This window comes from Polaribacter sp. Hel1_85 (genome assembly GCF_000766795.1).
GTDB lineage: Bacteria > Bacteroidota > Bacteroidia > Flavobacteriales > Flavobacteriaceae > Polaribacter.
In genome coordinates, this window is sequence record NZ_JPDS01000001.1 from 400,803 (window position 1) to 426,965 (window position 26,163).

Consider the following 26,163-nt stretch of genomic DNA (forward strand, 5'->3'; position numbering starts at 1 on the left):
GCTTCCACATTTAAGTATATGGAAGCCTTTTATGTTTCGTCTTGATTCTTGTATCTAAAAGCGAAGCAATCTAAATATCTTGTAGATTATAAAACTCCATACTTTCAATAATCAACTCTTCAGGTACTTTACAATCTATTTTATGATCTTCGTAATCGTTTAATAAAACAAAGTTTACTTGTCCGTTTACATTTTTCTTATCGTGTTTTAATAACTCCATAATGTCAGAAAAATCTTCTTTTAAAAGATTTGTTCTATTATAAATTGATAAAACAACATCTTTAATTTCACCAACTTTTTCTAATGGAAATCCTAATAATTTAGAAGACATAAAACTTTCACAAACCATTCCGATAGCAATTGCTTCTCCATGTGTTAGGTTCTCTTTATCTTCAGATTCTAAATAAAAAGACTCAATTGCGTGTCCTAAAGTATGTCCGAAATTTAAAATTTTACGTAAGTTTTGTTCTTTAGGATCTTGTAATACAACTTCATTTTTTATTTCTATTGAACGAAATATTAAATCACTGATTTTTAATTCTTTATTGTTCTTTATTTCATTAAATAGTTTAATGTCGTAAGTAATGCCATATTTAATAATTTCTGCGGTTCCAGATTTAATTTCTCTGTCTGTAACTGTCGTTAAATAATTGGTATCTACAATTACCATCTCTGGGTTTGCAAACAACCCAATTTGATTTTTTAACACCCCTAAATCAACTCCAGTTTTTCCTCCAACAGAAGCATCAACCATAGATAATAAAGTTGTAGGAATATTTACAAAATCGACTCCACGTTTAAAACAAGAAGCAACAAAACCACCCAAATCAGTAATTACTCCACCACCTAATGTGATGAGTAAACTTTTTCTATCTCCACCTAATTCAGTTATAGCATTCCAAACACCAATACAAGTTTCTAAATTTTTATTAATCTCGCCAGATTCAATTTCTATAACTTCAATACGTTTATCTGTAGCTAAATTTTGAATAAATTTAGGGTAACAAAGCTCAATAGTATTCTCATCAACCAAAATAAAGATGGTAGAATAGTTATTAGCCTCAACTAAATTAGAAAGTTCTTTGTATGCTTTGTCTTGAAAATGAACAGGATACGTGACAGCTTGAATGGATTTCATTGATAAATTATTAAGTATGCAAATTAAAAATAAATTATTCAATTATTACTATTCTATAACTATATTTGTTATAGATAAAATGATATTCTATGAAACTTTTTGATAATACCGAAGTAGCTTTTGCTTTAAAATCAGATTCTCAATTAGAACGTGCTTATTTTTTGTTTAGAATGATACAAAATGAGCCAATGGTAAAAATAGGAAGCGCTGTAACCAATTTTGCTTTAAAAGCACATTTGCCAATAGAAGGTTTAATTCGTTCAACTGTTTTCGATCATTTTTGTGGTGGCGTAACAGAAGATGATTGTTTGCCAATTATTGATAATATGTATAATAATGGAAATGTACATAGTGTTTTAGACTATTCTGTAGAAGGTAAAGAAGAAGAAGCTAGCTTTGATGGTGCTTTAGAAAAAATTTTAAGAATTATTACTTTTTGTGAAGAAAAACAATCTATTCCATTTGCTGTTTTTAAACCTTCTGGTTTTGGACGTTTTGGATTATTTCAAAAATTAACTGAAGGAAAAGATTTAACAAACGAAGAACAAGAAGAATGGAATAGAGTAGTAGCACGTTTTCACAAAGTATGTGAAGTCGCATTAAAAAATGATGTTCCTTTGTTAATTGATTCTGAAGAAAGTTGGATGCAAAAAGCTGCAGATGAGTTGATTGAAGAGTTAATGAAAATCTACAATAAAGAAAAAGCTATTGTATTTAATACATTGCAAATGTATAAACACGATAGAATGGATTATTTAAAAGCTTTGCATAAAAAGGCAAAGGAAAAAGGTTTTTATATAGGAATGAAGATTGTAAGAGGAGCTTATATGGAGAAAGAACGAGAAAGAGCTGAAGAAAAAGGATATCCATCACCAATTTGTAAAGACAAAAATGCTACAGATACAAATTATGATGCAGCCATAAAATATATGATGGAACATCCAAAAATGGCTTTATTTGCAGGTACTCATAATGAAGATAGTTCTTATTTATTAATGGATTTAGCAAAAAAATACAATATTAAAGAAAATGATAATCGCCTTTGGTTTGGACAATTATTTGGTATGAGCGATCATATTAGCTATAATTTAGCCAGCAAAGGTTATAATGTAGCAAAATACTTACCCTTTGGACCAGTAAGGGATGTTATGCCTTATTTAATAAGAAGAGCAGAAGAAAACACATCTGTTGCAGGACAAACAAGTAGAGAGTTAAATCTTTTAAAAACCGAAAGAAAGAGAAGGAAATTATAATGAATAGTATTGAAGAAATTAAAACATTGCTTTATAGAAATAAGCTAAGACTTGCACAAGAATTAAAGCAAAGTAAAGAAGCGGTTTCATTAATTAAAAAGGCTACACATTCTAATTTATCAGAAGAAGAAAAAGAGAAAATTAAAGTTCAATTATTAGATATTTGCAAAGCAATTCCTTCATTGGCAGTGTTTTTACTTCCGGGTGGCGCTTTGCTATTACCACTTTTAATTAAACTAATTCCAGATATTTTGCCTTCAGCATTTCAAGAAGATCTACCAAAAGATAAAAAATAATTTGGGCGTTACCACGTAGAAAAAACGTGGTCGTGCTTTTCGTTTCAAGTCCTCGTTCGTAAACTCACTGTGGGCTTTCCACTACAATCACTAACGCAACTATTTGCTAGCTTTCAGAGAGTCAATAATTTATAGCAAATCAAAAAAAAAATATAGAATAGTGATAAATCACTTTTAAACAACTACTTTTGCACGAAATTTAAGAATTTACAAATGCAGCCAATTAGAAACATCGCTATTATAGCCCACGTCGATCACGGAAAGACAACTTTAGTAGATAAAATTATAGATCAAGCAAAAATCTTAGACGATCGTAAAGAACGTACAGATTTATTGTTAGATAATAATGATTTAGAGCGTGAAAGAGGAATTACTATTCTTTCTAAAAACGTTTCTGTAAACTATAAGAACACAAAAATCAATGTAATTGATACTCCTGGTCACGCCGATTTTGGAGGAGAAGTAGAACGTGTTTTAAAAATGGCTGATGGTGTTTTATTATTAGTTGATGCTTTTGAAGGGCCAATGCCACAAACTCGTTTTGTATTAGGGAAGGCCTTAGAATTAGGATTAACACCTATTGTTGTTGTAAATAAAGTAGATAAAGAAAACTGTACACCTGATTTAGTTCATGAAAAAGTTTTTGATTTAATGTTTGCATTAGAAGCTACAGAAGAACAATTAGACTTTACTACTATCTATGGTTCTGCAAAGAACAACTGGATGAGTACAGATTGGAAAAACGAAACTGATAATATTGTACCTTTATTAGATGCTGTATTAGAATCTATTCCAGAAACAAAATACAATGAAGGAACTCCACAAATGCAAATTACTTCTTTAGACTTTTCTTCTTTTACAGGTAGAATTGCTATTGGACGTGTGTTTAGAGGAGACTTAGTTGCAGGTAAAGACTACATGTTATGTAAAGCAGATGGTTCTACTAAAAAAGTAAGAATTAAAGAATTACACGTTTTTGAAGGAATGGGTAAAGTAAAAGTAGATACTGTACCTTGTGGAGATATTTGTGCAATTACTGGTGTTGAAGGATTTGAAATTGGTGATACAATTGCAGATTTAGAAAACCCAGAAGCATTACCAAGAACAGAAATTGACCAACCTACAATGAGTATGTTGTTTACAATTAACAATTCTCCTTTCTTTGGTAAAGAAGGTAAATTTGTAACATCTCGTCACTTAAGAGATCGTTTATTTAAGGAATTAGAAAAAAACTTAGCATTAAAAGTTGAAACTACTGATAGTGAAGATAAATTTAACGTTTTCGGACGTGGAGTTTTACACTTATCTGTTTTAATTGAAACAATGCGTAGAGAAGGATATGAATTACAAGTGGGAAGACCACAAGTAATTATTAAAGAAATAGATGGTAAGAAACATGAGCCAATGGAAACATTGTCTATTGATGTTCCTGAAGAAATGGCTTCTAAAGCAATTAATTTAGTATCTCTTAGAAAGGGTGATTTATTAATTATGGAACCAAAAGGAGATTTACAGCATTTAGAATTTACTATTCCTTCTAGGGGATTAATTGGTTTAAGAAATAGAATCTTAACAGCAACTGCTGGTACAGCAATTATTAACCACCGTTTTTCTGAATATGGACCTTATAAAGGAGACTTTACTGAAGAAGTAAAAGGAGCAATTGTTTCTTCTGCAGCAGGTAAAGCAACTGCTTATGCATTAAACCGTTTACAAGATAGAGGACGTTTCTTTATTGATATTAACCAAGAAATTTATATTGGTCAAGTAATTGGAGAAAATAGTAAGGATACAGATTTAGCTGTAAATTTAATTAAAGGAAAACAATTAACAAATATGCGTAAATCTGGTACAGATGATGCTATGAAAATTGCTCCAAAAGTAGATTTTTCTTTAGAAGAAAACATGGAATACATTAAAGCAGATGAGTATTTAGAAGTTACTCCAGAAAGCTTACGTATGCGTAAAATTACTTTTAAAGCATAATTTTAATCTTTATATAAAATAAAAAAAGCTCAAGTTTAAAACTTGAGCTTTTTTTGTATGTAATTTAATGAACTAGGGTAGTACTTATATATTAAATAAGTTTTATTAATCTTTTAAAATTATTAATAATAAAATCTGCATTTTCTAAAGTTTGATCTTCTGCCATTGGATTTTTATATCCAATTACATAAATACCAGCATCATTTGCTGCTTTTACACCATTATCCGAATCTTCTATAACAATACAGTTTTCTTTTGGTGTATTTCCTAAAATAGCCGCTTTTTCAAATATTTCTGGATGAGGTTTTGATTCTGATAAATCTGCACCACTAATTTTAGCGGTAAAATATTGATTTAAATTGAATCTATTAAAAACTCTATCAATATTAACCATTGCAGAAGAGGATGCTAAAACCAATATCAAATCTTTATTAAAACAATATTTAATCAAGTTTTCGACGCCTTTTACTAAATGTAAAGTTGGATCATTTTCAAAGAAATTTACATATCTTTTTCTTTTGTTTAAAACCAATTCTTCTGGATCTATATCTAACTTAAAATGTGCTACTAATTTCTGAAAAGCATTTATAGTAGATGAACCCGTTAAGGTTTTATACAATTCATCAGAAACATTAACTCCAATAGAATTAAAGGTTTCGTAATATGCTTTTTTATGGATTTCTTCAGAATCTATAATAACTCCATCCATGTCAAAAATAACACACTTTATTTCTTTTGGTAATTTCATTTTAATTTAAAAATTTATTTTTTAATTCTTGGGTTGGTATCATACAACTTTCTTTTTTACCAAACCATTTATAACGGTTCTTTGCAATATAATCATAGATGTAATTTCTAAAAGATTCTGGAAAAATCCAAAATAGTTGAGTTAGTTTCCAAAAGCCACTAAATTCATTCATAATTTTTAAAGCAGCAGTAGATTTTATATCATAAGAAACACCAGGTTCATATAAAATAATAGAATCAATATTTGAAACATCAATTCCTAAATGATTTACTATTTCTTTTCCTTTTTCAGATTGAATAGCAGTAAATAAAAAGACATTTTTTTTATCATATTTAATCACTTTTAAGACAGAGTTATTGCATAAATTACAAACTCCATCAAATAAAATAATTTTTTTGTTTATAGGTAAATTAGGCATTTACAGTCTTTAAATTTTAAGAAAACAAAGATAGTTTATCTTTTTTTTATATTTCTTGTAACATTTATTTTAATCGCACGTCTTATATTTATACTTAAGTAAAAAGATTCTTTGTTTTAACAAAAAATTAGTAAAAGCAATCAACAGCTTTCGGTACTTTAGTTTAAAATTAACCAACGAATGATTAGAATAGAAAAACTACACAAATCTTACCCAATTGGTAAAGATTCTCTACATGTTTTAAAAGGTATAGATTTACACATAAAAGAAGGTGAATTCGTTTCTATTATGGGGTCTTCAGGTTCAGGAAAATCAACATTATTAAATATTGTTGGTTTATTAGATGAGCATGATGAAGGAGATTATTTTTTGAATGGACAGTTAATTAAGAATTTAAATGAGAAAAAAGCAGCAATTCTAAGAAATAAGTTTTTAGGATTTGTTTTTCAATCATTTAATTTAATTTCATACAAAACAGCTTTAGAAAATGTTGCACTTCCTTTGTATTATAAAGGAATAAACAGAAAAGATAGGTTAAAAATAGCTTTAGAATATTTAGATAAAGTTGGTTTAAAAGCTTGGGCAAATCATTTACCAAATGAACTTTCTGGAGGTCAAAAACAGCGTGTTGCCATTGCTAGAGCTTTGGTAACAAAACCAAAAGTTGTTTTAGCAGATGAGCCAACAGGAGCATTAGATTCTACAACTACAGATTCTGTAATGGATTTATTAAAAGACATTAATGATGAAGGAATGACTGTTTTTGTAATTACGCACGAAGAAGAAGTTGCAGAACAAACCAAAAGAATTGTACGTTTAAAAGATGGTATTATTATTAGTGATGAATTAACTAAGCCAGCAAAAGCCGTTTAATTATGTTTGATTTAGATCGTTGGAGAGAAATATTTCAAAGTATTAGTAAAAACAAATTACGTTCTGCGTTATCTGGTTTTACAGTTGCTTTTGCTATTTTACTATTCACTTTACTTTTTGGTATTGGTAATGGACTTCAAAATACATTTAAAAATGAGTTTGCAAAAGACGCCATGAACTCAATTTACATATGGTCTAATTACACAACAAAAGCGTATAAAGGAAATCAAATAGGAAGAAGAATTCAATTTAAAAATGACGATTTTACTTTTTTGAAAGAAAATTTTGGAGATAAAATTCAAACGATTAGTCCAAGAATTCAAAGATCTGAAGATGTTGTTTATAAAGATGAAAAAGACAGATATACTGTAAGAGGAGTATATCCAGAGTATTATGTGTTAGAATCTGCAAAAGTTACAGAAGGAAGGTTTTTAAATTATAGAGATATAAATGAAAAAGCAAAAGTTGTAGTTATTGGTAGAATGGTTGAAAAGGATTTATTTGGTCAATTAAGTGCTTTTGGAAAACAGATAAAGATGGGGGGAATCATTTATAAAGTAATTGGTGTTTTTTCTGATCCAGGAGGAGATAGTGATGAAAGGTTTATTTACACACCATTTTCTACGATGCAAAGATTATATGGTAATAATGATTATTTAGATGAATTTGGTATTACTTATAACCCCAATTTAAGTATAGATGCAGCAATTGCTTTTGGAGTTAAAATGCAAAGAGCTTTAAAGAAAAAACACAATGTTTCACCAAATGATCAAAGAGGTATTGGTTTAAACAATTATGCTTCAGGAAACAAAGAGGTTTCTGGGATGATGTTTGGTTTAAGTATTTTAATATTAATAATTGGTTTTGGTACATTAATAGCAGGTATTGTGGGTATTAGCAATATCATGGTATATATTGTAAAAGAAAGAACAAAAGAATTAGGAATAAGAAAAGCAGTTGGTGCAACACCAAAAGCAATAGTAGCTATGATAATGCAAGAAGCAATGTTTATTACTGCTATTTCTGGTTACGTTGGTTTATTAATTGGAGTAGGAATTCTAGAAATTGCAGGTCCAAGTTTAGAGAAATTTTTCATTTTAAACCCAGGAGTTTCACAACCAGTAGTTATAGGTGCAACAATAATATTAATCTTAGCTGGTATGATAGCAGGGTATTTACCAGCAAAAAAAGCAGCAAGAATTAAACCAGTTGTAGCATTAAACGCAGATTAATTATGAAGTTTTTATTTGAAAAAGATACTTGGCAAGAAATTTATGGTAGTATTCGTAAGAATAAAACCAGAACAGCAATTACTATTTTTGGTGCTTTTTGGGGTATACTTTTATTAGTAGGTTTATTAGGCGCTGCAAAAGGAATAGAAAATAGTTTTAATAATATGTTTGGAGATTTTGCTACAAACAGTGTTTTTATGTCTGGTAATAGAACTTCAATGCCTTTTAAAGGTTTTCAAGAAGGAAGAAAAATAAATTTAAGACTTGGTGATGTTGATAAGATTCGTTCAGAAATTGATGCAGTACAATTTGTAGTTCCTAGAAATGCAACTGGAGGACAAGTTGTACATGGTTTAAAAACAGGGAATTTTACAATTTTTGGAGATTTTCCACTTTTAGATGAAGTTCAAAAAAAGAAATTAATAGAAGGTAGGTTTATTAACCAAAGTGATATTAATGAAAATAAAAAAATCTGTGTTATTAGCGAAGGTGTTTATAAAGAATTATTTGATAAAAATGAAGATTCTATAAATACATACATAAAAATAAGTGGCATAAACTATAAAGTAGTTGGTGTCTATGAAACAAGTCAATTTGAAGGTAAAAATAACATTCATATTCCTTTTAGCACATTTAAATTAGTGTATAATAAAGGAGATAAATTTGAATGGATGGTTGTTACTGGTAAAAAGGAGTTTGATATTGTACAAGTAGAAGCAGATGTAAAATTGTTGTTAAAGAATTTACATAAAATTCATCCAGATGATAACAGAGCATTTAGAGGCTTTAATTTAGGAGAGAGAATAAAACAAGTAACAGGTTTTTTAACAGGAATGCAGTTTTTAACATGGTTTGTAGGTATTGCAACATTAATTGCAGGAGTTTTTGCAATTGGAAACATTTTGTTAATTACTGTAAAAGAACGAACAAAAGAAATAGGAATTAGAAGAGCTTTAGGAGCAACACCTACAAAAGTAAGACAACAAATTATTTTAGAATCCCTGTTTTTAACATTACTTGCAGGTTCTTTAGGAATTATTGCAGGAGGTGGAATTTTAATGTTAATAGACAAGTTCGATTTATTAGTAAACCCAACAGTAAACATCCCAATAGTTTTAATTGCATATGCAGTACTTGTAATTTTAGGTACTTTAATAGGTTTTATACCAGCTTATATGGCAACAGTAGTTAAACCAATTGACGCATTAAGAGAAGAATAAAAAATCAATTAACTAAGAATAAATAAAATATAAATGAAAAAAATAATCATTTTTGGAGGAATTGCCATAGCACTAATTGCTGTATTAATTTGGTTTGGAAAAAAGAATAGTGCTTCTCCAGTAGAATTCGAAACTGAAAAAGCTTTTAAAGCAACAATTGTTAAAAAAAGTGTTGCAACTGGTAAAGTTACTCCGTTAGAAGAAATTGAAATCAAACCTCAAATTACTGGAATAATTGATAAAATTTTACTTTTAGAAGGTGCTAAAGTTAAAAAAGGAGATTTAATTGCAACAGTAAGAGTTGTGCCAAATGAGCAATCTTTAATTAGTGCAAAAGGTACAGTAGATAATGTAAGAATTCGTTTAAGTAATGCAAAAGTTTCTTATTTGAGAAATAAAAATCTATTTGAAAAAGGTGTTATTTCTAGAGCAGAGTATGAAGCTGTAGAATTAACTTATAACCAGGCAATGCAAGATTTAAAGAATGCTCAAAATAATTATCAAATTATTAAAAAAGGATCTTCTGGTTCTGGAGCATCTGCAAATACAAATATTATTGCACAAATGTCTGGTACAATTTTAGAAATTCCTGTTAAAGAAGGAGATCAGGTTATACAGTCTAATAACTTTAATGCAGGTACAACAATTGCTTCTATTGCAGATATGAATAAAATGATTTTTGAAGGTAAAGTTGATGAATCTGAAGTGGGTAAATTAGTAAAAGGAACAGAAATAGAAATTGCTTTAGGTGCAATTGAAAATAAGAAATTTCCAGCAGTTTTAAATTTTATTGCTCCAAAAGGTACTGAAGAAGCAGGGGCTGTTCAATTTAAAATTAAAGCTGATGTTTCATTAGATGATAAATATTTTATTAGAGCAGGTTATAGTGCAAACGCTGAAATTGTTTTAGAGAAAAAAGATAGTGTTTTATCAATAAAAGAATCTTTACTTCAATTCGATAGAAAAACAGAAAAACCTTTTGTAGAAATAAAGAACGCTGAAGGTAAATTTGACAAGAAAGACATTAAATTAGGAACTTCTGATGGAGTAAATGTTGAAATTTTGGAAGGTGTAACTAAAGATGATGAAATTAAGATTTGGAATAAAACATCTAAAGAAGAAGATGAAAAAGAAAATAATTAATATTTTTTAGTATTAAATTTTAAAAAGGAACTCAATTTGAGTTCCTTTTTTTATTTTTATCAATTCAGACAATTAGACTAAAATGTCAGTTGGAGTACAGTATAGAACTAAATATAAATATTTATGAGGTTTAAAAAAGAATACGATTTAATATGTGTTGGTGGTGGAATAATGAGTGCAACTTTAGCACTAATCACAAAATTACTGAAACCAGAAATGAATATTTTAATTGTAGAACGTTTAAATAAAGTTGCTTTAGAAAGTTCTGCTGCATGGAATAATGCAGGAACAGGTCATTCTGCTTTGTGTGAGTTAAATTATTGTCCGGAGAATGAAAACGGAAAAGTTTCCATCAAAAAAGCGATTGATATTTGTGCACAATACGAAACTTCAAAACAATTTTGGTCGTATTTAACAAACGAAGGTTTGTTAGAAAATCCTGAAGAATTTATTGCTTCTGTAAAGCATCATAGTTGGGTTTTAGGAAAAGAAAATGCAGATTATTTAGAAAGTAGATTTATAGAAATGAAAGACCATTTTATGTTCGATTCTATTGAGTTTACTCGAGAAATCGACAAAATGAAACAATGGTTTCCTTTAATTACCAAAGATAGAACTGATAATGAAATTATGGCAGCTTCTAGAATTGATAGAGGTACAGAAATGAATTATGGTTCGTTAACAGAAAAGTTGTTTCATATTTTAAAAACCGAATTTAATACACCTGTTCATTGTAATATGGAAGTGTTAGATATAGATCCTGATACAGATTTAGATTGGACTGTAGAAATAAAGAATTTAAAGACAAAAAAAGTACATCAATTAGAAGCAGAACATGTTTTTATTGGAGCAGGAGGAGGAAGTTTATTATTACTACAGAAAGTAGAAATTGATGAAAAAGAAGGCTATGGAGGTTTTCCTGTAAGTGGAGAATGGTTGGTTTGTAAAAACGAAGAAATTATAAAAAAGCACAATGCAAAAGTATATTCTAAAGCAGGAATTGGAGATCCACCAATGTCTACACCACATTTAGATACACGTTATATTGATGGAAAACGTCAATTAATGTTTGGTCCTTTTGCTGGTTTTAGTCCGAAGTTTTTAAAAGAAGGTTCTCATTTAGATTTGTTTAAATCCATTCAGTTTGATAATATTCCTTCTATGTTTGGTGCTTTTTGGCATAATTTACCATTAACTCAATATTTAATCGAGCAAGTTTTAATGAGTAAAGAAGACAGAATGGATTCTTTACGAAAGTTTGTAAAAGATGCCAAAAATGAAGATTGGGAAGTTGTAAAAGCAGGACAAAGAGTTCAAATTATTAAAAAGGATGAATTTGAAGGTGGAAAATTACAATTTGGTACAGAAGTAATTTCTAGTAAAGATGGAAGTATTACGTGTTTGTTAGGTGCTTCTCCTGGAGCTTCAACAGCAACTTCTATAATGTTAGAAGTAATTGAAAAAGCTTTTCCAGAATTGATGAATTCATCCGAAGGAAAAGAAAAATTAAAACAAATGGTACCTTTTTATAAAACAGAAATTACCAAAGAATTGTTTGAAAAAGAATTGGAAAAGAGTAAGGTTTCTTTGGGATTGTAATTAATTATTTTTTGTAAGATAAAAAAGTTCCCTTTCAAATTCATATTTAAACCTTTTAACACTTCTTCTTAATAATAAGTATGGAATTCCAATCATAAAAGATCCGTGAATTAAAAGAAAAGGAATCGCTAGGTAAATAGAAAAGTCATCTGTATTATTATTTGTAAACAAACTAATTGCTATTACTAGATAAATGAGAATAATAAAAACAAAAAAAATAATCATTATACCTTTAAAGGCATTGATTTCAGTTTTAATAAATAATTTATCATCTTTTTGATTTAAAAAACCTTTAGCAACAGGAAAGATAATATTCATATCAAAAAACTTTTTTTTTCTTTTAATTTTAAAACGTGAAAATTCTATTTCTCCTTTATATTCATTTTTACTTGATGAAAAGATATCAAACATATCGAACAATGAATTTGTACTTCCTTCATCAACAATTTTACTAAATCGATTTGTAAACTCATTTTTTGGAATTTCTAATTCAGTCTCTAAAAAATCAATCAGTTTAATTTTCTCTAGAATCTTTTTCATCTTTTTTTTTCAATAAAGATAAAACTAAAAACCATCAACCAAAAATTAACAACAAATTTATTTTTTCCTCCAAGGCAACCTTTTTAAAACATCTGTAGTCTATATATTTGTAAGGCAGTTAAAACAGAAACGAGAGGCTTGAAAATTATCACTTTGCATAACAAACAAAAATCGTTGATTAAAAAAGCGATAGACAACAATAGGGAAGCCCAACAACAATTGTTTGAGCAGCACTCACCTAAAATGTTGGGAGTTTGCAGGCAATATGTAAAAGATATGCATCATGCAGAAGATTTAATGTTGCAAGGCTTTTTAAAGGTTTTTACCAACTTACACATGTTTAAACACGAAGGTAGTTTTGAAGGTTGGATTCGTAGAATTATGGTGAATACCTGCATTTCTTATCTCCGTAAAAAAAACTTGGTAGATTTATCTGATGAAGATTTTGTTTTTAATGATGCAGCTACAGAAAGCTTAGAAAATACAACTGTAGAAGACATTCAAAAACTGATAGATAAATTGCCAGAAGGTTACAAAATGGTGTTTAATTTATTCGCCATAGAAGGTTATAAACATTCAGAAATTGCAGAACAATTAAATATTTCTGTTAGTACATCAAAATCGCAATTATTTAAAGCACGTAAATTATTGCAAGAAAATTATTACAAAATGAATAAAACAATTCATGAAAACAAATAAGTTAGACAATAGTATAAAAGAGAAGTTGCAAAACAGAACTTTTGAGCCATCAGCTTCTGCTTGGGAACGTTTATCTACACAGTTAGATGAAGAACCAAAGCAAAAGAAAAGGGGGTGGTTTTTTTATATAGGAGCTGCAGCAAGTATTTTATTATTGGTTGCTATCGGAACTCAATTTTTATCTTCTAATAAAGAAGAAATTACTCCCAATGTAATAATTGTTGACAATCCTATTGATACCAATACAATTGATAAAAAAATAGAACAATTTATAAATGAAATTCCGGTTGAAAAAGTACTTGTTAAAAGTAAAAAAGTAGAGGAGAAGCAAAGAGTTGAAAGAGAAATCGCTAAAAACGGTATTATTAAAAAGAGCAAGAGTGTCATTCCGACAAAAGAGGAATCTCAAAAGAATAAAAACCGTTACAAAGAAGAAAGTAATATTATAGTAAATGTTGATGAGCAGCAGGATGTTTATCCGACGAAGGAGAAAAGTATAAAACTAAAAACATACAAACAAGACCCAAATAGTAGCATAAAAATAAACAGCGATGATTTGTTATTCGCGGTAACACATTCGTCAAAAGAAGTAAAAGAATATTATGCAAAACACGATTTAACAAGGGATGATATTTTAAAATCGATTAAAAGTGAGCTCAAAAAATCGAATATAAAAGTGAATCCAAATGCTATTTTAGCAGAAGTAGAACGTACTATTGGTGAAGAAGATTTTCAAAATAACTTTATGAAATCTATTAAAAGAAGAGTTTCAGATATAGCAACTGCCCTTGCAAGTAGAAACGATTAAAAAACACATCAATTAACTTGTCATTTTGAGCTAAACAAAGTGAAGTCGAAAAATCTTAATTAAAATAGTAAGATTTCTCCATAAAGTCGAAATGACATTAGTAATTAAATAAACAAATTTTTAAAACATACAAGATGAAAAGAATACTACTAATATTAGTGTTGTTTATTACAACTATTGCTTTTTCTCAAGAAGAAAAAACATTTGAAAGAGAGGTTAGTAAAATCTCTAAAAGAATAGAAAAAATTACAAAATCTCAAAAAGATTCTTTAAAAACAAAGGTTGTTGCTATAGATAAAAGGCTAGAAAAAGGTGAAATAACTAAATCTACAGCAGATACTTTAAAAAAGGAAGTTGCTGCATATCATGCAAGAAGAATAGAAAAGTTAGTTAGTGAACAAGAAAAAATGTTGCAATTATTAGTGCAAGATAAAACCAATGGTAAAATTGCAAGTTCTGAAGATGAAATAGAAACTGAAGATGATGACGAAAGTACTTTTACAATTGGTAACAAAACTTTTCGCTTTACATTAAATGGTGATAAAGAAAAAGACAGAAATTATTCTAGTTCTTCTAACAGAAGAAACAATAATAGAAGAAGTAGAAGAACAACAAGTCAGTTTGTATTTGCAATGGGTGTAAATAATGTACTAGAATATGGGCAAATAGAATCTTTAAATGATTCTGATTACAAACTTTGGCAATCTCACTTCTATGAAGTTGGTTGGACTTGGAAATCTAGAATGAACAAAAACCCTGGAATCTTTTATTTTAAATATGGTGTTTCTTTCCTTTGGAATAATTTAAGATTAGACAATAACCAGTATCATGTTAAAAATGGAGATATTACAGAAATACAAACATTTCCAAATTCGTTAGATGAAAGTAGGTTACGTCATGTACAAATGACTTTTCCGGTACATTTTGAGTGGGATTTATCTAAAAATAAAACCTATAATGATGGAGGTGTTAGAGATAGAACGAATAGGTCAGTTCGTTTTGGAGTAGGTGGTTTTGTTGGTTTTAAATTAGGAACAAGACAGTATTTAGAATTCAAAGATAATAATGGAGTTAATGTAAAAGAAGTGCAAAAAGACAATTATAATATGAATACTATAAACTATGGTTTAAGTACTTATTTAGGGTATAGATCAACAAGTTTATATGTGAAATATGATTTAAATCCATTGTTTAAAAATACAGATACTAGAAATATTTCGATGGGAATTCGTTTAGATTTAGATTAAAATCAAAAAGTGTAATTGTAGCTGACTAAAAATTGTGTTCTAATAATTGAATATTTAATAATAATGTTGTAAAAAATTAATAAAAAATAATTCTCAAACTAAAAAAATACCGTATTCATAAAAATAACAATTTACAGTCTTTTTGTTAAAATATAAACTAAAAGACTGTAAATTTACTTGCTTAAAATATCTAAATTAAGCAAAAATGAAAATTGGAATTCCAAAAGAAATTAAAAACAACGAAAGTAGGGTTGGTATGACACCAGCAGGTGTTTTTGAGTTAACAAAAAAAGCACATACCGTTTTTGTTCAATCTACTGCAGGAGAAGGAAGTGGTTTTTTTGATGCAGACTACATTAAGGTTGGGGCAGTAATTTTAGACACTATTGAAGATGTTTACAGTCAAAGTGATATGATTGTAAAAGTAAAAGAGCCAATAGAGTCTGAGTATTCTCTGATAAAAGAAAATCAAATTGTTTTCACTTATTTTCATTTTGCATCAAGTGAGCCACTTACAAAAGCAATGATAGCAAGTAAAGCAATATGTATTGCTTATGAAACTGTAGAAGATGAAGAAGGAACTTTACCTTTGCTAACTCCAATGTCTGAGGTAGCAGGTAGAATGGCAATTCAACAAGGTGCTAAATATTTAGAAAAACCTATTAAAGGAAGAGGAATTTTATTAGGAGGTGTTCCAGGTGTTGCTCCAGGAAAAGTATTGGTTTTAGGAGCAGGAGTAGTTGGTGTTCAAGCTGCAAAAATGGCAGCGGGTTTAGGGGCTCATGTTACTATTATGGATATTAATATGAAACGTTTACGATATGTAAATGACGTTTTACCGAATCATGTTATTACAGCTTTTTCTAGTGAATATAGTATTAGACAGCATATAAAAACTCATGATTTAATTGTTGGTGGTGTTTTAGTAAAAGGAGGTAAAGCTCCAAAATTAATTACAAAAGACATGTTGAAAGAAATGAGACCAGGAACTGTTGTTGTAGATGTTGCAGTAGATCAAGGAGGTTGTTTTGAAACTACAAAAGCAACAACACATGAAGATCCTACTTATATAATTGATGATGTTGTGCATTACTGTGTTGCAAATATGCCTGGTGCTGTGCCTTATACTTCTACCATAGCTTTAACAAATGTTACATTACCATATATTGTAAGTCTTGCAAATAATGGATGGGAAAAAGCATGTGCTTTAGATAAAACACTTGCAAAAGGGTTAAATATTATAAAAGGAGAAGTAGTTTATAAAGAAATAAATGAAGCTTTCGATTTAGAACTTATAGAAGCTTAATTATTTTCTTCCCACTTTTTTCTTAAATCTTTTGATAAAACTCCAGTGTTGTCGTGTTTCCAACCTGGAGGTTTTATCAAATATTTAAACTTATTTAAAAATGTAGTTTTTGAAGTGAAAAAATCTTTAAACATACTATTCCATTCTATAAAAGCAATTTTTATAGGATTATATGTTTCAATATTTTTGACTAAACCATAAACTGGTTTTTCAACTTCAGGCTCAAAAGTGCCAAAGATTTTATCCCAAATAATAAAAATTCCTGCATGATTTCTATCTAAATATTGAGGGTTTGTAGCATGATGCACTCTATGATGACTTGGAGTATTAAAAATAGCTTCAAACCATTTTGGCATTTTAGTAATTAATTCTGTATGAATCCAATATTGATATAATAAACTAATAGACATTTGTACTAAAACCATAATAGGGTGAAAGCCTATTAAAACTAATGGGATCCAGAAAATAAAAGTATAAAAACTACCTGTCCAAGTTTGTCTTAGAGCTGTACTTAAATTATATTTTTTAGAGGAATGGTGTACAACATGACTTGCCCAAAACAATCTACTTTCATGTGCAATTCTATGATTCCAGTAGTAAACAAAATCTTCAGCAAAAAGTATTAAAATCCAAGACCACCAAGCAAAAGGAATAGTGAAAAAATGAAAGCCATTATAAATAAGGTAGAATAAACCAAGCATAATGCTTTTGGTAAACAAACTTACAGCTACATTTCCTAAACCCATTAAAATGGAAGTTCCTGCGTCTTTAAACTCATAATCTTCTAATTTTACTTTTACAGTTAAAATTATTTCAATAATAACAGTAGCAATAAAAATCGGAATCGCATAATGAATTAAATTTGGGATTTCAGGTATTTGCATATCAGTATTTTAAGTAGTTTTAACTTATAAAGTATTCTTTAGTTTTAAAAGTAAAAAAAGTTCTTTTAAATACAAAAAAGTTACTATATTTGCAGCCTTAAAAATAAACAATAAATATTTAATTTATGAATCATTACGAAACTGTTTTCATTTTGAATCCCGTTTTATCTGATACTCAGATAAAGGAGACAGTACAAAAGTTCGAAGATTATTTAGTTTCTAAAGGAGCTGAAATGATCTCAAAAGAAGATTGGGGCTTAAAGAAATTAGCGTATCCAATTCAAAAGAAAAAAAGTGGTTTTTATCACTTATTAGAGTTTAAAGTTGCTGGAGAAGAAATCTCTGCATATGAGTTAGAATTTAGAAGAGATGATAGCGTTATGCGTTACCTAACTGTTAAATTAGACAAACATGCAGCTGCTTGGGCAAAAATTAGAACTGAACGTGTTAAATCTACAAAAAAATAAGAAATGGCATCAATAGAACAACAAGCAAAAGGTGGTAAATCTGCTGACGTTAGATATTTAACGCCGTTAGATATAGACACTAAAAAAGAAGCAAAATACTGTAGATTTAAAAAGAAAGATATCAAGTATATCGATTATAAAGATGCAGACTTCTTAATGTATTTAGTAAACGAACAAGGTAAAATTTTACCAAGACGTTTAACAGGAACATCATTAAAATATCAACGTAAAGTTGCTCAGGCAATTAAAAGGTCTCGTCATTTGGCGTTAATGCCTTACGTTGGAGATTTGTTAAAATAATAAATACGTAGGAAATGGAATTAATATTAAGAGAAGACGTAGAAAATTTAGGATTTAAAGATGATGTTGTATCTGTGAAAAACGGTTACGGTAGAAACTTTTTAATACCTACAAAAAAAGCAGTTTTAGCTACTTCATCTGCAAAGAAAGTTTTAGCAGAGAATTTAAAACAGCGTGCTTATAAAGAAGCTAAATTAATTGAAGATGCTAATGTATTAGCAGAAGCAGTTAAAGGATATGAAATTAAAATTGCATCTAAAGTTGGTTCAGGAGACAAATTATTTGGTTCTGTAAATAACATCGATTTAGCTGCAGCACTTGCAAAAGCAGGAACAGAATTAGACAAGAAATTTATTAAAGTTGTTGGTGGTTCTGTAAAAAGATTAGGTAAATACGAAGCATCTGTAAGATTACACAGAGCAGTAGTTGCTGACATTACTTTTGAAGTTGTTAAAGAATAATAACACACTTTAAATATTTTATTAAAAGCTCGTTAGAAATAACGAGCTTTTTTATTTTTGATCAAAGTATAGTATAGTTTAGAGCATAGCACAAACTTTTAAACTTTTTACTTTCCAACTTTATTACTATTTATGAAATACAGACAACTTACCAAAGAACAATTTGAAAGTTTACACGAAGATTTTGCACGCTTTTTAGCAACACAAAGTATTGATGTTAAAGAATGGAATCAAATTAAAGCAGAAAAACCTAAAGTTGCAGAAGACGAAATGAATGTTTTTTCTGATGTTGTTTGGGATGATGTGCTAACAAAAACTAGTTATGTAGAACATTTTTCGAAGATTTCAGTAAATTTATTTAAATGCGATACAGAAGAAATACATAGAATTGCCATTAAAATAAACTGGGATATTAATTTATTAGAACAAAAAGGTTTTGAGTGGTTAATGCAAAACCCGATGGATGATTCTGTAGATATTTTTAAAGGCACAAAACCTTATAATTCAGAAAGAAATCCAGAAATTTTTGATTTAATAGAAAAAGGAAGCTCCATTTCTAAAGGAGAAATCTTTGAATATTTTAATCGTTTAATTTCATAATTTTTTTTGGAGCTATTTCCTGCTTTCCGTTATATCTTTTTTACTTCTTTTCTCGATACAAATTTTTCATTCTTCAAAATTCACTCGAACTGACAGTAAAAAAGGATGCCACTTCAATCAGGGCTAAACTTGTTTGCTAGCTTTTATCTGTATTTAAATAAACAATATTGTCTTGAGTATTGCTGAAATAAAAATGTTTTTAAGTAGCTTGAGAAGCTAAAAAAAAGCGAAAAATCTTATTACACCTAATAATCAGTAAGATTTCTCCATAAAGTCGAAATGACACTCATTTACTATGTCATTTCGAACGTAACGCAGTGAAGTTGAGAAATCTTTATTTTTTAAATTTTAACATAAAATAGAAATGGTAAATTAACTTAATAATTCCAACAATTTATCAGTACCAGAACTAGCAATATCTTTAATAATAGTTAAATTATTAAAACTGGTTTCAGAAACAGAAGGTTTTGGATCTATAAAATAAATTGGTGTATTGGGTTTTACAAAATCTATTAAACTTGCTGCAGGATACACTTGCATAGAAGTGCCAATAATTATTAGCAAATCAGCTTTTCGGGTAATTTCTATTGCTAAATCTAACATTGGTACCATTTCTCCAAACCAAACGATATGAGGTCTTAATTGACTGTTTTTAATACATAAATCGCCTAAAATTAAATCTTTTTTCCAATCTAAAATAATATTTTCATCCGCAGAACTTCTTACTTTTAAAAGTTCTCCGTGTAAATGAGTAATTTTTGAACTTCCTGATCGTTCATGAAGATCGTCTACATTTTGAGTTACAATTTCAACATCAAAATACTTTTCTAATTTTGATAAGTTATAATGCGCTTTATTAGGTACAACTTCTAACAACTGTTTTCTACGCTGATTATAAAAATCTAAAACCAATTCAGGGTTTGCAGCAAAACCTTCAGGAGAAGCAACTTCCATAACATCATGTCCTTCCCATAAACCATTAGCATCTCTAAATGTTTGTATTCCACTTTCAGCGGAAATTCCTGCTCCAGTTAAAACAACTATTTTTTTCATTCGATTGTAGGTTTGAGTATTTTTATAAAATCTTTAATGAAGATAAAAATAATAATTTTAAGTTTGTAAATATGATTGATGAAAAATTATTAGCATATTTTGAAGGTTATTTAACGGATAAAAGAAAAAATCTCTTTAAGAAAGTACTAGAAAATAGAACCAGGCATTTCGCTGTTGTTTTAGAAGATATTTTTCAACCACACAATGCAAGTGCAGTAATAAGAACTGCAGATATTTTTGGTGTTCAAGATGTACACGCAATAGAAAATAAGTATACAAATAAAGTTTCTAGACATGTTGCAAAAGGTTCTCAAAAATGGATAACTTCTATGCGTTATAAATCTGATGGAGATAACACCAAAATTTGTTTAGATAATTTAAGAGAAAAAGGATATCAAATTATTGCAACGACACCACATAATGATTCTTGTTTATTGCAAGATTTTGATGTTACAAATAAATCAGCATTTGTATTTGGGGTAGAAGCAGAGGGAGTTTCAGATTTTGTAAAAGAACAAGCAGATGGTTTTTTAAAAATACCAATGGTTGGTTTTACAGAAAGTTTAAATATTTCTGTAGCAGCAGCAATTATTTTACAAGATGTAACAACAAAACTCAGAAATTCTGATGTAAACTGGCAATTATCACAAGAAGAAAAAGATGTATTGTACTATAATTGGGTAAGGAAAACCATTAAAAATGTCGATAAAATTGAAAAACATTATTATCAAAATTTAGAATCATGAATATTAAAATAGATGAATACATTGCTAAAAAAGAAAACTGGAAAACAGAATTAGAGTTATTACGTTCTGTCTTTGCTGAATTACCTGTGGAAGAAACTATAAAATGGGGAGCTCCCACTTACGTTTTTAATGGTAAAAACATTGTAGGTTTGGCTGCTTTTAAAGGTTATTGTGGCTTGTGGTTTTTTTCAAGGAGCATTATTAAAAGACAAGCACAAAGTTTTTATAAATGCACAAGAAGAAAAAACAAAAGCCATGTTGCAGTGGCGATTTTATACTTTAGAAGAAATAAATACAGAATTAATTAAAACTTATGTTTTAGAGGCTATTGAAAATGTAAAAATTGGTAAAGAAATAAAACCAAATAGAATTAAAAAAGAACTCATTATTCCTGTAGAATTTGCTTCAGAATTGTCTTCAAACAAAGAATTAAAAAAGCAATTTGAATCTCTAACAAATGGAAAACAAAGAGAATATGCAGATTATATTTCAGAAGCCAAAAGAGCAACAACAAAACTAAAAAGGTTAGAAAAAATTATTCCAATGATTATCAGTGGAGTAGGATTACACGATAAATACAAGAATTGTTAGTTTTATTTAATTTGAACATCTGAAGTAATTTCTTTCTAAAAAAACAGATTACTTCGTCATTCTTTCTCGTAATGACATACTTAATAATATTTACTCAACAATCACTTTTTCTATAGTAGCAGTAGAATCACAACGTTTTACTAGTAAACTCACGTTTTCTAATTCTTTTTTTCCTGTAATATAATATTCGGCACAAGGTTTTTGTCTTGGTTTTCCTTTTCCGAAATCTACATCACCATTATATAAAATAGTAGATATTTTTAAAGTATCAATATCAAATTTATACATTGCGTTTTTAGCATCATCAGAAAATAAACGTTCTTTAATTCTAATAGATTTTAAAGTTCTTGCATCCATTCCATAATCGAAAGTTGCTTTTTTCTTTTGCCAGAAAAAATATACACCAATACAACCTATTGATAAACCTACTAAATAATATCCTATTCTTTTAATGAGCATTGTAAAATTTTGAAGTGCAAATGTACTTTTTTGTATTGTAAAAAGGCTTTATAATATCAACAAATTAATATCTCTATAAGGGATGTCAAACCAATCTGCAACAGTTCTATTTGTTAAAATTCCATGATAAAAATACATTCCGTTTCGTAAACTTTTATCAAAACGAGCAGCATTTTCAAAACCACCTTCCTCAGCTATATTCAATAAATAAGGTGTAAGAATGTTGCTAATAGATAAAGATGCAGTTCTTGCATAACGAGCAGGAATATTTGGTACACAATAATGTACAACTCCATGTTTTACAAAAGTTGGTGTTTTATGTGTAGTTACATTAGAAGTTTCAAAACAACCACCTCTGTCAATACTTACATCAATAATTACAGCACCTTCCTTCATCGTTTCTACCATTTCTTCAGTAGCACAAATAGGAGATCTGCTTTTACCTCTTATTGCTCCAATGGCAACATCTGCACGCATTAAAGCCTTTGCAACCGATTTTGGTTGTAAAGTAGAAGTGTAAATTGGCGCATTTAAAGAATGTTGTAATTTTCTTAGTTTACTAATAGAATTGTCAAAAACTTTTACTCTTGCACCTAATCCTAAAGCAGTTCTTGCAGCATATTCACCAACAGTTCCTGCTCCAAAAATAACAACACTCGAAGGAGGAACACCTCCAATATTACCTAACAACAAACCGTTTCCTTTGTTAATTCCGCTCATTAATTCTGCAGCAATTAAAACAGAAGCTGTACCCGCAATTTCACTTAACGATTTTACAATAGGATAGGTATCATGATCGTCTTTGATATAATCGAATGAAACTGCTGTAATTCGTTTTTTAGCTAAACACTCGAAGTATTTTTTGTTCTGTGTTTTTAACTGTAATGAAGAAATTAAAATCGATTGTGGATTCATATATTCAATTTCCTTTTCAGTTGGTGGAGCTACTTTTAAAACAATATTACATTTAAAAGCTTCTTCTACATCGTAAGAAATTTTTGCACCAGCTTCAGAATATTCTCTGTCTGGGTAATTTGCATTGTCTCCAGCACCAGTTTCAATAACAATTCTATGACCATGTGCACATAAGGCTGAAACTGCATCTGGTGTTAAACAAACACGCTTTTCTCCTAAATAAGTTTCTTTGGGTAAACCAATAAATAATTCTCCTTTTTGTTTTTTAATTTCTAACATTTCTTCTTGTGGAAGTAATTCTTCTTTACTGAAAGGAGAAAATGAACTCATAGTTTGATTATTTTATTTGAATATTACGTTGTTGATCATTTAAAATAGTTAAATGAATTTCCACAGCATCTAAAGGTAATAAATTTTCTATATTTTCTGGCCATTCTACCAAACACCAAGCGTTATAATCGAAATATTCTTCAATTCCCATGTCTAATGCTTCTGTTTCATCTTCAATTCTATAAAAATCGAAATGAAAAACCTTTGCTGTTTTTGAAGTTTGATATTCATTTACCAATGAAAAAGTAGGTGAGGATATGTTGTCTAAAACCCCCAACTGTTTGCAGATTTCCTTAATTAAAGTTGTTTTACCAACCCCCATTTGTCCGTAAAAAAGTAACGTTTTGTTTTCTACGGATGAAATAAGTTCTGAAGCAATAGATGATAAATCTTCTAAAGAATAGTTTTTGTTCATGATGACAAAAATAGTGAAGAAATTAACGATTATAAAATTTAGTTTTTATAACGATAATGTCCTATAATCTTAAAACGAAATAAACAATCTTCTAAAACCTGACCAGAACCAATATTATGAACTATCATAAAACGTTTACCATCATTAGATTTTTTATTCACAACAATACCTGTGTGTGTAATTGCTCCACTTAAATTCCAACAAATGATATCTCCTGGAATATAATTTTCAGGGTTTTTAGAGATGAGTTTTACAATTCCTTTTCTAGAAAAAAATGTCATTAAATTAGGAACTCTTCTGTGATCAATGTTTTTGTCGGTTCTTTTTAATCCCCATATTTTAGGGTATAAACTAAAATTATGCTTCATATCAATATGAACTTCTTTTTGTAAATCAATTCCTAATTTTCTATAAGCACGTATAATAACATCTGTACAGACTCCTTTTTCTTTTGGTACATCTCCATTTGGATAATCTATAGAAAAATAACTTGGGTCGTAAATAATCTTATCTTTTGTTAATTCTAATGCAGCTTTTGATAATTTATCATTTTGAGAATAACTTAAACAAACAAATAATAAAATAAAAAATAAATTAAGTAAAAGTTTCATGTAAATTTAAATTTTAAAATTTGAACACATAGTCACATAGAAAACTTAGATTTTTACTGTTTACTACCAACTGAAAACTGCTGACTAATTTTACTTCGGACTATAAACTGCACAAGGAATAATCACTTCTTCCAAAGAAATCCCTCCATGTTGATAGGTGTTTTTATAGTATTTTACAAAGTGATTAAAGTTGTTTGGATATGCAAAAAACAAATCTTCTTTTGCAAAAACAAAAGAACTATTCATAGCTATAGTTGGTAAAAAAATGTCTTTTGGATTTCTTACAGCATATACATCTTTTTCTTCATAAGTAAGGCTTCTACCAGTTTTGTAACGTAGGTTTGCACTTATATTTTTATCACCAATTACTTTTGTTGGATGTTTACAATTAATGGTTCCATGATCTGTTGTGATGATTAATTTTTGACCTAATTTTTGCGCTTTTTGTATAATTTCGAACAAAGGTGAGTTTCTAAACCAACTTAAAGTTAAAGAACGATAAGCTTTATCATCTCCAGCCAATTCTTTTATCACTTCCATTTCTGTTTTAGAATGTGATAGCATATCAACAAAATTATAAACGACAGCAGTTAAATCGTTTTGTTTTGTACCATTATAATTATCCGCTAAATCTTTTCCATTTTTTAAATTGGTAATTTTATAATACTCGTGTTTTATGTCTAAGCCTAAACGTTTTATTTGTGCTGTTAAAAATTCATTTTCAAACATATTCATTCCACCTTCATCTGTGTCATTTTTCCAAAAATTTGGATGACGTTTTTCCATTTCTGAAGGCATTAATCCAGAAAAAATGGCATTTCTAGCATATTGAGTTGCCGTTGGTAAAATAGAGAAGTAAGAATATTCTTCATCTTTTTTATAATGATTGTTAATTAACGGCTCTAAAATTCTGTATTGATCGTAACGTAAATTATCAATGACAACCCATAAAACCCCTTGATCTTTACTCAACTCAGGAACTACATAATCTTTGAATAAAGTATGGGAAAAAGTTGGCTTATCATGAGCAGTTAAAAAATCTTCGTAATTCTTTTTGATGAATTTAAAAAACTGATTGTTAGCTTCTTGTTTTTGACTTTCTAAAATACCTAACATTCCTGGATCGCTAATATTTTCTAATTCTAACTCCCAGTGAACTAGTTTTTTATAGAGATCAATCCATTCTTCGTAAGAATTCACCATTGCCATATCCATAGAAATTTTTCTAAATTCTTGCTGATAATTAGTGGTCGTTTTTTCTGAAATTAAACGAGAGTGATCTAAGTTTTTCTTTAAACTCAACAAAATCTGACTTGGATTTACTGGTTTAATCAAATAATCTGCAATTTTAGAACCAATTGCTTCCTCCATTATATATTCTTCTTCACTTTTTGTAATCATTACTACAGGCAAATTTGCTTGTTTCTGTTTGATTTCTGCAAGTGTGTCTAAACCTGTTAAACCAGGCATATTTTCATCTAAAAAAACGATATCAAAATTTTCTTCATCAACTAAGTCAATAGCATCTGCACCATTTGTACAAGTAGTTACTTTATAGTTTTTGCGTTCTAGAAAAAGAATGTGAGGTTTTAATAATTCTATCTCATCATCAACCCATAAAATTTGTATACTGCTCATATTTCGTTTGTAATTTTAACATTTAACGATAAAAGTAACGAATTGTTATACTTTTTGAGTTTTAAAAATGATAAAATATTGCCAAAATCTACATTATATTTATAGTTAATAGTTTAGGTAAATAAACTTTTAATTTTTACTGAATTTTAAAATCAATAATTTAAAGTTTATGAATTCGTTGCATTAA

At 28.8% G+C, this 26,163-nt stretch carries 30 protein-coding genes; 19 read left to right on the forward strand and 11 right to left on the reverse strand.

Features of this window, described 5'->3' with window-relative positions; genetic code table 11:
* Window positions 1-70 precede the first annotated feature (70 nt).
* Entirely contained in the window at window positions 71-1,138 is a 1,068-nt protein-coding gene (gene aroB / locus PHEL85_RS01695; RefSeq protein ID WP_036820222.1) for a 3-dehydroquinate synthase, read from the reverse strand.
* Window positions 1,139-1,227: 89 nt separating this feature from the next.
* Between aroB and PHEL85_RS01700 the strand changes: the two genes are divergently transcribed.
* The 3 genes from PHEL85_RS01700 to typA all read left to right on the forward strand — a co-directional run bounded on the left by PHEL85_RS01700 (window position 1,228) and on the right by typA (window position 4,673).
* Window positions 1,228-2,391, forward strand: coding sequence for a proline dehydrogenase family protein (locus tag PHEL85_RS01700; RefSeq protein ID WP_036820225.1), 1,164 nt, complete (start codon window positions 1,228-1,230; stop codon window positions 2,389-2,391).
* The gene (locus PHEL85_RS01705; protein ID WP_036820228.1) at window positions 2,391-2,687 is read left to right on the forward strand and encodes an LETM1 domain-containing protein; all 297 of its coding nucleotides are present in this window, start codon (window positions 2,391-2,393) and stop codon (window positions 2,685-2,687) included. The genes PHEL85_RS01700 and PHEL85_RS01705 overlap by 1 nt, the downstream gene beginning before the upstream one ends.
* A 213-nt stretch (window positions 2,688-2,900) precedes the next feature.
* Window positions 2,901-4,673 (forward strand): translational GTPase TypA, encoded by a 1,773-nt coding sequence (gene typA / locus PHEL85_RS01710; RefSeq protein ID WP_036820231.1) that lies wholly within the window; start codon window positions 2,901-2,903, stop codon window positions 4,671-4,673.
* 91 nt (window positions 4,674-4,764) lie between these two features.
* Here the strand turns inward: typA and PHEL85_RS01715 are convergent, their stop codons facing one another.
* Window positions 4,765-5,421: an HAD family hydrolase gene (locus PHEL85_RS01715; protein ID WP_036820234.1), complete on the reverse strand. Its 657-nt coding sequence runs from the start codon at window positions 5,419-5,421 to the stop codon at window positions 4,765-4,767.
* A 1-nt stretch (window position 5,422) separates the two neighbouring features.
* Window positions 5,423-5,839, reverse strand: coding sequence for a thiol-disulfide oxidoreductase DCC family protein (locus tag PHEL85_RS01720; protein ID WP_036820237.1), 417 nt, complete (start codon window positions 5,837-5,839; stop codon window positions 5,423-5,425).
* Between the two features lie 180 nt (window positions 5,840-6,019).
* Here PHEL85_RS01720 and PHEL85_RS01725 point away from each other — a divergent pair, with 180 nt between their 5' ends.
* The 5 genes from PHEL85_RS01725 (at window position 6,020) to mqo (ending at window position 11,906) form a co-directional block, all read left to right on the forward strand.
* Window positions 6,020-6,712: an ABC transporter ATP-binding protein gene (locus PHEL85_RS01725; protein ID WP_036820240.1), complete on the forward strand. Its 693-nt coding sequence runs from the start codon at window positions 6,020-6,022 to the stop codon at window positions 6,710-6,712.
* Window positions 6,713-6,714: 2 nt separating this feature from the next.
* Window positions 6,715-7,944: an ABC transporter permease gene (locus tag PHEL85_RS01730; protein WP_036820242.1), complete on the forward strand. Its 1,230-nt coding sequence runs from the start codon at window positions 6,715-6,717 to the stop codon at window positions 7,942-7,944.
* A gap of 2 nt (window positions 7,945-7,946) precedes the next feature.
* Complete coding sequence (locus tag PHEL85_RS01735; protein WP_036820245.1) at window positions 7,947-9,164, forward strand: ABC transporter permease; 1,218 nt, start codon at window positions 7,947-7,949, stop codon at window positions 9,162-9,164.
* Between the two features lie 33 nt (window positions 9,165-9,197).
* Complete coding sequence (locus PHEL85_RS01740) at window positions 9,198-10,307, forward strand: efflux RND transporter periplasmic adaptor subunit (RefSeq protein WP_036820248.1); 1,110 nt, start codon at window positions 9,198-9,200, stop codon at window positions 10,305-10,307.
* 123 nt (window positions 10,308-10,430) lie between these two features.
* A complete protein-coding gene (mqo, locus tag PHEL85_RS01745; protein ID WP_036820251.1) occupies window positions 10,431-11,906 on the forward strand; it encodes a malate dehydrogenase (quinone) in 1,476 nt (491 codons plus the stop codon).
* Here mqo and PHEL85_RS01750 read toward each other — a convergent pair whose 3' ends face one another.
* Complete coding sequence (locus PHEL85_RS01750) at window positions 11,907-12,446, reverse strand: hypothetical protein (RefSeq protein WP_036820253.1); 540 nt, start codon at window positions 12,444-12,446, stop codon at window positions 11,907-11,909.
* 138 nt (window positions 12,447-12,584) lie between these two features.
* Between PHEL85_RS01750 and PHEL85_RS01755 the strand changes: the two genes are divergently transcribed.
* The 4 genes from PHEL85_RS01755 (at window position 12,585) to ald (ending at window position 16,506) form a co-directional block, all read left to right on the forward strand.
* Window positions 12,585-13,145, forward strand: coding sequence for an RNA polymerase sigma factor (locus PHEL85_RS01755; protein ID WP_036820258.1), 561 nt, complete (start codon window positions 12,585-12,587; stop codon window positions 13,143-13,145).
* Window positions 13,132-13,953 (forward strand): hypothetical protein, encoded by an 822-nt coding sequence (locus PHEL85_RS01760; RefSeq protein WP_036820261.1) that lies wholly within the window; start codon window positions 13,132-13,134, stop codon window positions 13,951-13,953. The genes PHEL85_RS01755 and PHEL85_RS01760 overlap by 14 nt, the downstream gene beginning before the upstream one ends.
* 134 nt (window positions 13,954-14,087) lie before the next feature.
* Window positions 14,088-15,200, forward strand: a complete 1,113-nt coding sequence (locus tag PHEL85_RS01765) for a hypothetical protein (protein WP_036820264.1) — start codon at window positions 14,088-14,090, stop codon at window positions 15,198-15,200.
* 205 nt (window positions 15,201-15,405) lie between these two features.
* A complete protein-coding gene (gene ald, locus PHEL85_RS01770; RefSeq protein WP_036820267.1) occupies window positions 15,406-16,506 on the forward strand; it encodes an alanine dehydrogenase in 1,101 nt (366 codons plus the stop codon).
* On the opposite strand, the gene PHEL85_RS01775 is transcribed toward ald, so the two are convergent.
* Window positions 16,503-17,390: a sterol desaturase family protein gene (locus tag PHEL85_RS01775; protein WP_036820270.1), complete on the reverse strand. Its 888-nt coding sequence runs from the start codon at window positions 17,388-17,390 to the stop codon at window positions 16,503-16,505. The two genes, ald and PHEL85_RS01775, sit on opposite strands and share 4 nt — an antisense overlap.
* Before the next feature lie 125 nt (window positions 17,391-17,515).
* On the opposite strand from PHEL85_RS01775, the gene rpsF reads away from it, so the two are divergent.
* From rpsF to PHEL85_RS01795, 4 genes are all read left to right on the forward strand, one after another.
* The gene (rpsF, locus tag PHEL85_RS01780) at window positions 17,516-17,857 is read left to right on the forward strand and encodes a 30S ribosomal protein S6 (protein WP_036820272.1); all 342 of its coding nucleotides are present in this window, start codon (window positions 17,516-17,518) and stop codon (window positions 17,855-17,857) included.
* A gap of 3 nt (window positions 17,858-17,860) precedes the next feature.
* Window positions 17,861-18,157: a 30S ribosomal protein S18 gene (gene rpsR / locus PHEL85_RS01785; protein ID WP_036820274.1), complete on the forward strand. Its 297-nt coding sequence runs from the start codon at window positions 17,861-17,863 to the stop codon at window positions 18,155-18,157.
* A 14-nt stretch (window positions 18,158-18,171) separates the two neighbouring features.
* Window positions 18,172-18,618 carry a 50S ribosomal protein L9 gene (gene rplI / locus PHEL85_RS01790; RefSeq protein ID WP_036820276.1) on the forward strand — a complete coding sequence of 149 codons (447 nt, stop codon included), beginning with the start codon at window positions 18,172-18,174 and terminating at the stop codon, window positions 18,616-18,618.
* Window positions 18,619-18,750: 132 nt separating this feature from the next.
* A complete protein-coding gene (locus PHEL85_RS01795; protein WP_036820279.1) occupies window positions 18,751-19,218 on the forward strand; it encodes a DUF6495 family protein in 468 nt (155 codons plus the stop codon).
* A 372-nt stretch (window positions 19,219-19,590) separates the two neighbouring features.
* Here the strand turns inward: PHEL85_RS01795 and PHEL85_RS01800 are convergent, their stop codons facing one another.
* Window positions 19,591-20,271 carry an SIR2 family NAD-dependent protein deacylase gene (locus tag PHEL85_RS01800; RefSeq protein ID WP_036820282.1) on the reverse strand — a complete coding sequence of 227 codons (681 nt, stop codon included), beginning with the start codon at window positions 20,269-20,271 and terminating at the stop codon, window positions 19,591-19,593.
* Window positions 20,272-20,342: 71 nt separating this feature from the next.
* On the opposite strand from PHEL85_RS01800, the gene PHEL85_RS01805 reads away from it, so the two are divergent.
* Genes PHEL85_RS01805 through PHEL85_RS18065 form a run of 3 tightly spaced genes read left to right on the forward strand, consistent with a single transcriptional unit; the run spans window position 20,343 to window position 21,608 of the window.
* The gene (locus PHEL85_RS01805) at window positions 20,343-21,017 is read left to right on the forward strand and encodes a TrmH family RNA methyltransferase (RefSeq protein ID WP_036820285.1); all 675 of its coding nucleotides are present in this window, start codon (window positions 20,343-20,345) and stop codon (window positions 21,015-21,017) included.
* On the forward strand, window positions 21,014-21,325 hold the full coding sequence (locus tag PHEL85_RS18060; RefSeq protein ID WP_235318217.1) for a DUF1801 domain-containing protein: 312 nt from the start codon (window positions 21,014-21,016) through the stop codon (window positions 21,323-21,325). Before PHEL85_RS01805 ends, PHEL85_RS18060 begins: the two co-directional genes overlap by 4 nt.
* Entirely contained in the window at window positions 21,243-21,608 is a 366-nt protein-coding gene (locus PHEL85_RS18065; RefSeq protein ID WP_410477244.1) for a YdeI/OmpD-associated family protein, read from the forward strand. The genes PHEL85_RS18060 and PHEL85_RS18065 overlap by 83 nt, the downstream gene beginning before the upstream one ends.
* A 90-nt stretch (window positions 21,609-21,698) precedes the next feature.
* Here PHEL85_RS18065 and PHEL85_RS01815 read toward each other — a convergent pair whose 3' ends face one another.
* The 5 genes from PHEL85_RS01815 to PHEL85_RS01835 all read right to left on the reverse strand — a co-directional run bounded on the left by PHEL85_RS01815 (window position 21,699) and on the right by PHEL85_RS01835 (window position 25,976).
* Entirely contained in the window at window positions 21,699-22,067 is a 369-nt protein-coding gene (locus PHEL85_RS01815; RefSeq protein ID WP_036820287.1) for a DUF4258 domain-containing protein, read from the reverse strand.
* A 48-nt stretch (window positions 22,068-22,115) separates the two neighbouring features.
* Window positions 22,116-23,312, reverse strand: coding sequence for an alanine dehydrogenase (locus PHEL85_RS01820; RefSeq protein WP_036820289.1), 1,197 nt, complete (start codon window positions 23,310-23,312; stop codon window positions 22,116-22,118).
* 7 nt (window positions 23,313-23,319) lie between these two features.
* Entirely contained in the window at window positions 23,320-23,727 is a 408-nt protein-coding gene (gene tsaE / locus PHEL85_RS01825; protein ID WP_036820292.1) for a tRNA (adenosine(37)-N6)-threonylcarbamoyltransferase complex ATPase subunit type 1 TsaE, read from the reverse strand.
* 38 nt (window positions 23,728-23,765) lie between these two features.
* Window positions 23,766-24,338, reverse strand: a complete 573-nt coding sequence (locus PHEL85_RS01830; protein ID WP_036820298.1) for a DUF1287 domain-containing protein — start codon at window positions 24,336-24,338, stop codon at window positions 23,766-23,768.
* A gap of 90 nt (window positions 24,339-24,428) precedes the next feature.
* Window positions 24,429-25,976: a bifunctional response regulator/alkaline phosphatase family protein gene (locus tag PHEL85_RS01835; RefSeq protein ID WP_036820302.1), complete on the reverse strand. Its 1,548-nt coding sequence runs from the start codon at window positions 25,974-25,976 to the stop codon at window positions 24,429-24,431.
* Window positions 25,977-26,163: the final 187 nt, after the last annotated feature.

What these genes read in the sequence shown, in the direction of transcription:
- aroB (WP_036820222.1), bottom strand. Translation starts at nt 1,138, where the DNA reads ATGAAATCCATTCAAGCTGTCACGTATCCTGTTCATTTTCAAGACAAA.
- PHEL85_RS01700 (WP_036820225.1), top strand. Translation starts at nt 1,228, where the DNA reads ATGAAACTTTTTGATAATACCGAAGTAGCTTTTGCTTTAAAATCAGAT.
- PHEL85_RS01705 (WP_036820228.1), top strand. Translation starts at nt 2,391, where the DNA reads ATGAATAGTATTGAAGAAATTAAAACATTGCTTTATAGAAATAAGCTA.
- typA (WP_036820231.1), top strand. Translation starts at nt 2,901, where the DNA reads ATGCAGCCAATTAGAAACATCGCTATTATAGCCCACGTCGATCACGGA.
- PHEL85_RS01715 (WP_036820234.1), bottom strand. Translation starts at nt 5,421, where the DNA reads ATGAAATTACCAAAAGAAATAAAGTGTGTTATTTTTGACATGGATGGA.
- PHEL85_RS01720 (WP_036820237.1), bottom strand. Translation starts at nt 5,839, where the DNA reads ATGCCTAATTTACCTATAAACAAAAAAATTATTTTATTTGATGGAGTT.
- PHEL85_RS01725 (WP_036820240.1), top strand. Translation starts at nt 6,020, where the DNA reads ATGATTAGAATAGAAAAACTACACAAATCTTACCCAATTGGTAAAGAT.
- PHEL85_RS01730 (WP_036820242.1), top strand. Translation starts at nt 6,715, where the DNA reads ATGTTTGATTTAGATCGTTGGAGAGAAATATTTCAAAGTATTAGTAAA.
- PHEL85_RS01735 (WP_036820245.1), top strand. Translation starts at nt 7,947, where the DNA reads ATGAAGTTTTTATTTGAAAAAGATACTTGGCAAGAAATTTATGGTAGT.
- PHEL85_RS01740 (WP_036820248.1), top strand. Translation starts at nt 9,198, where the DNA reads ATGAAAAAAATAATCATTTTTGGAGGAATTGCCATAGCACTAATTGCT.
- mqo (WP_036820251.1), top strand. Translation starts at nt 10,431, where the DNA reads ATGAGGTTTAAAAAAGAATACGATTTAATATGTGTTGGTGGTGGAATA.
- PHEL85_RS01750 (WP_036820253.1), bottom strand. Translation starts at nt 12,446, where the DNA reads ATGAAAAAGATTCTAGAGAAAATTAAACTGATTGATTTTTTAGAGACT.
- PHEL85_RS01760 (WP_036820261.1), top strand. Translation starts at nt 13,132, where the DNA reads ATGAAAACAAATAAGTTAGACAATAGTATAAAAGAGAAGTTGCAAAAC.
- PHEL85_RS01765 (WP_036820264.1), top strand. Translation starts at nt 14,088, where the DNA reads ATGAAAAGAATACTACTAATATTAGTGTTGTTTATTACAACTATTGCT.
- ald (WP_036820267.1), top strand. Translation starts at nt 15,406, where the DNA reads ATGAAAATTGGAATTCCAAAAGAAATTAAAAACAACGAAAGTAGGGTT.
- PHEL85_RS01775 (WP_036820270.1), bottom strand. Translation starts at nt 17,390, where the DNA reads ATGCAAATACCTGAAATCCCAAATTTAATTCATTATGCGATTCCGATT.
- rpsF (WP_036820272.1), top strand. Translation starts at nt 17,516, where the DNA reads ATGAATCATTACGAAACTGTTTTCATTTTGAATCCCGTTTTATCTGAT.
- rpsR (WP_036820274.1), top strand. Translation starts at nt 17,861, where the DNA reads ATGGCATCAATAGAACAACAAGCAAAAGGTGGTAAATCTGCTGACGTT.
- rplI (WP_036820276.1), top strand. Translation starts at nt 18,172, where the DNA reads ATGGAATTAATATTAAGAGAAGACGTAGAAAATTTAGGATTTAAAGAT.
- PHEL85_RS01795 (WP_036820279.1), top strand. Translation starts at nt 18,751, where the DNA reads ATGAAATACAGACAACTTACCAAAGAACAATTTGAAAGTTTACACGAA.
- PHEL85_RS01800 (WP_036820282.1), bottom strand. Translation starts at nt 20,271, where the DNA reads ATGAAAAAAATAGTTGTTTTAACTGGAGCAGGAATTTCCGCTGAAAGT.
- PHEL85_RS01805 (WP_036820285.1), top strand. Translation starts at nt 20,343, where the DNA reads ATGATTGATGAAAAATTATTAGCATATTTTGAAGGTTATTTAACGGAT.
- PHEL85_RS18060 (WP_235318217.1), top strand. Translation starts at nt 21,014, where the DNA reads ATGAATATTAAAATAGATGAATACATTGCTAAAAAAGAAAACTGGAAA.
- PHEL85_RS01815 (WP_036820287.1), bottom strand. Translation starts at nt 22,067, where the DNA reads ATGCTCATTAAAAGAATAGGATATTATTTAGTAGGTTTATCAATAGGT.
- PHEL85_RS01820 (WP_036820289.1), bottom strand. Translation starts at nt 23,312, where the DNA reads ATGAGTTCATTTTCTCCTTTCAGTAAAGAAGAATTACTTCCACAAGAA.
- tsaE (WP_036820292.1), bottom strand. Translation starts at nt 23,727, where the DNA reads ATGAACAAAAACTATTCTTTAGAAGATTTATCATCTATTGCTTCAGAA.
- PHEL85_RS01830 (WP_036820298.1), bottom strand. Translation starts at nt 24,338, where the DNA reads ATGAAACTTTTACTTAATTTATTTTTTATTTTATTATTTGTTTGTTTA.
- PHEL85_RS01835 (WP_036820302.1), bottom strand. Translation starts at nt 25,976, where the DNA reads ATGAGCAGTATACAAATTTTATGGGTTGATGATGAGATAGAATTATTA.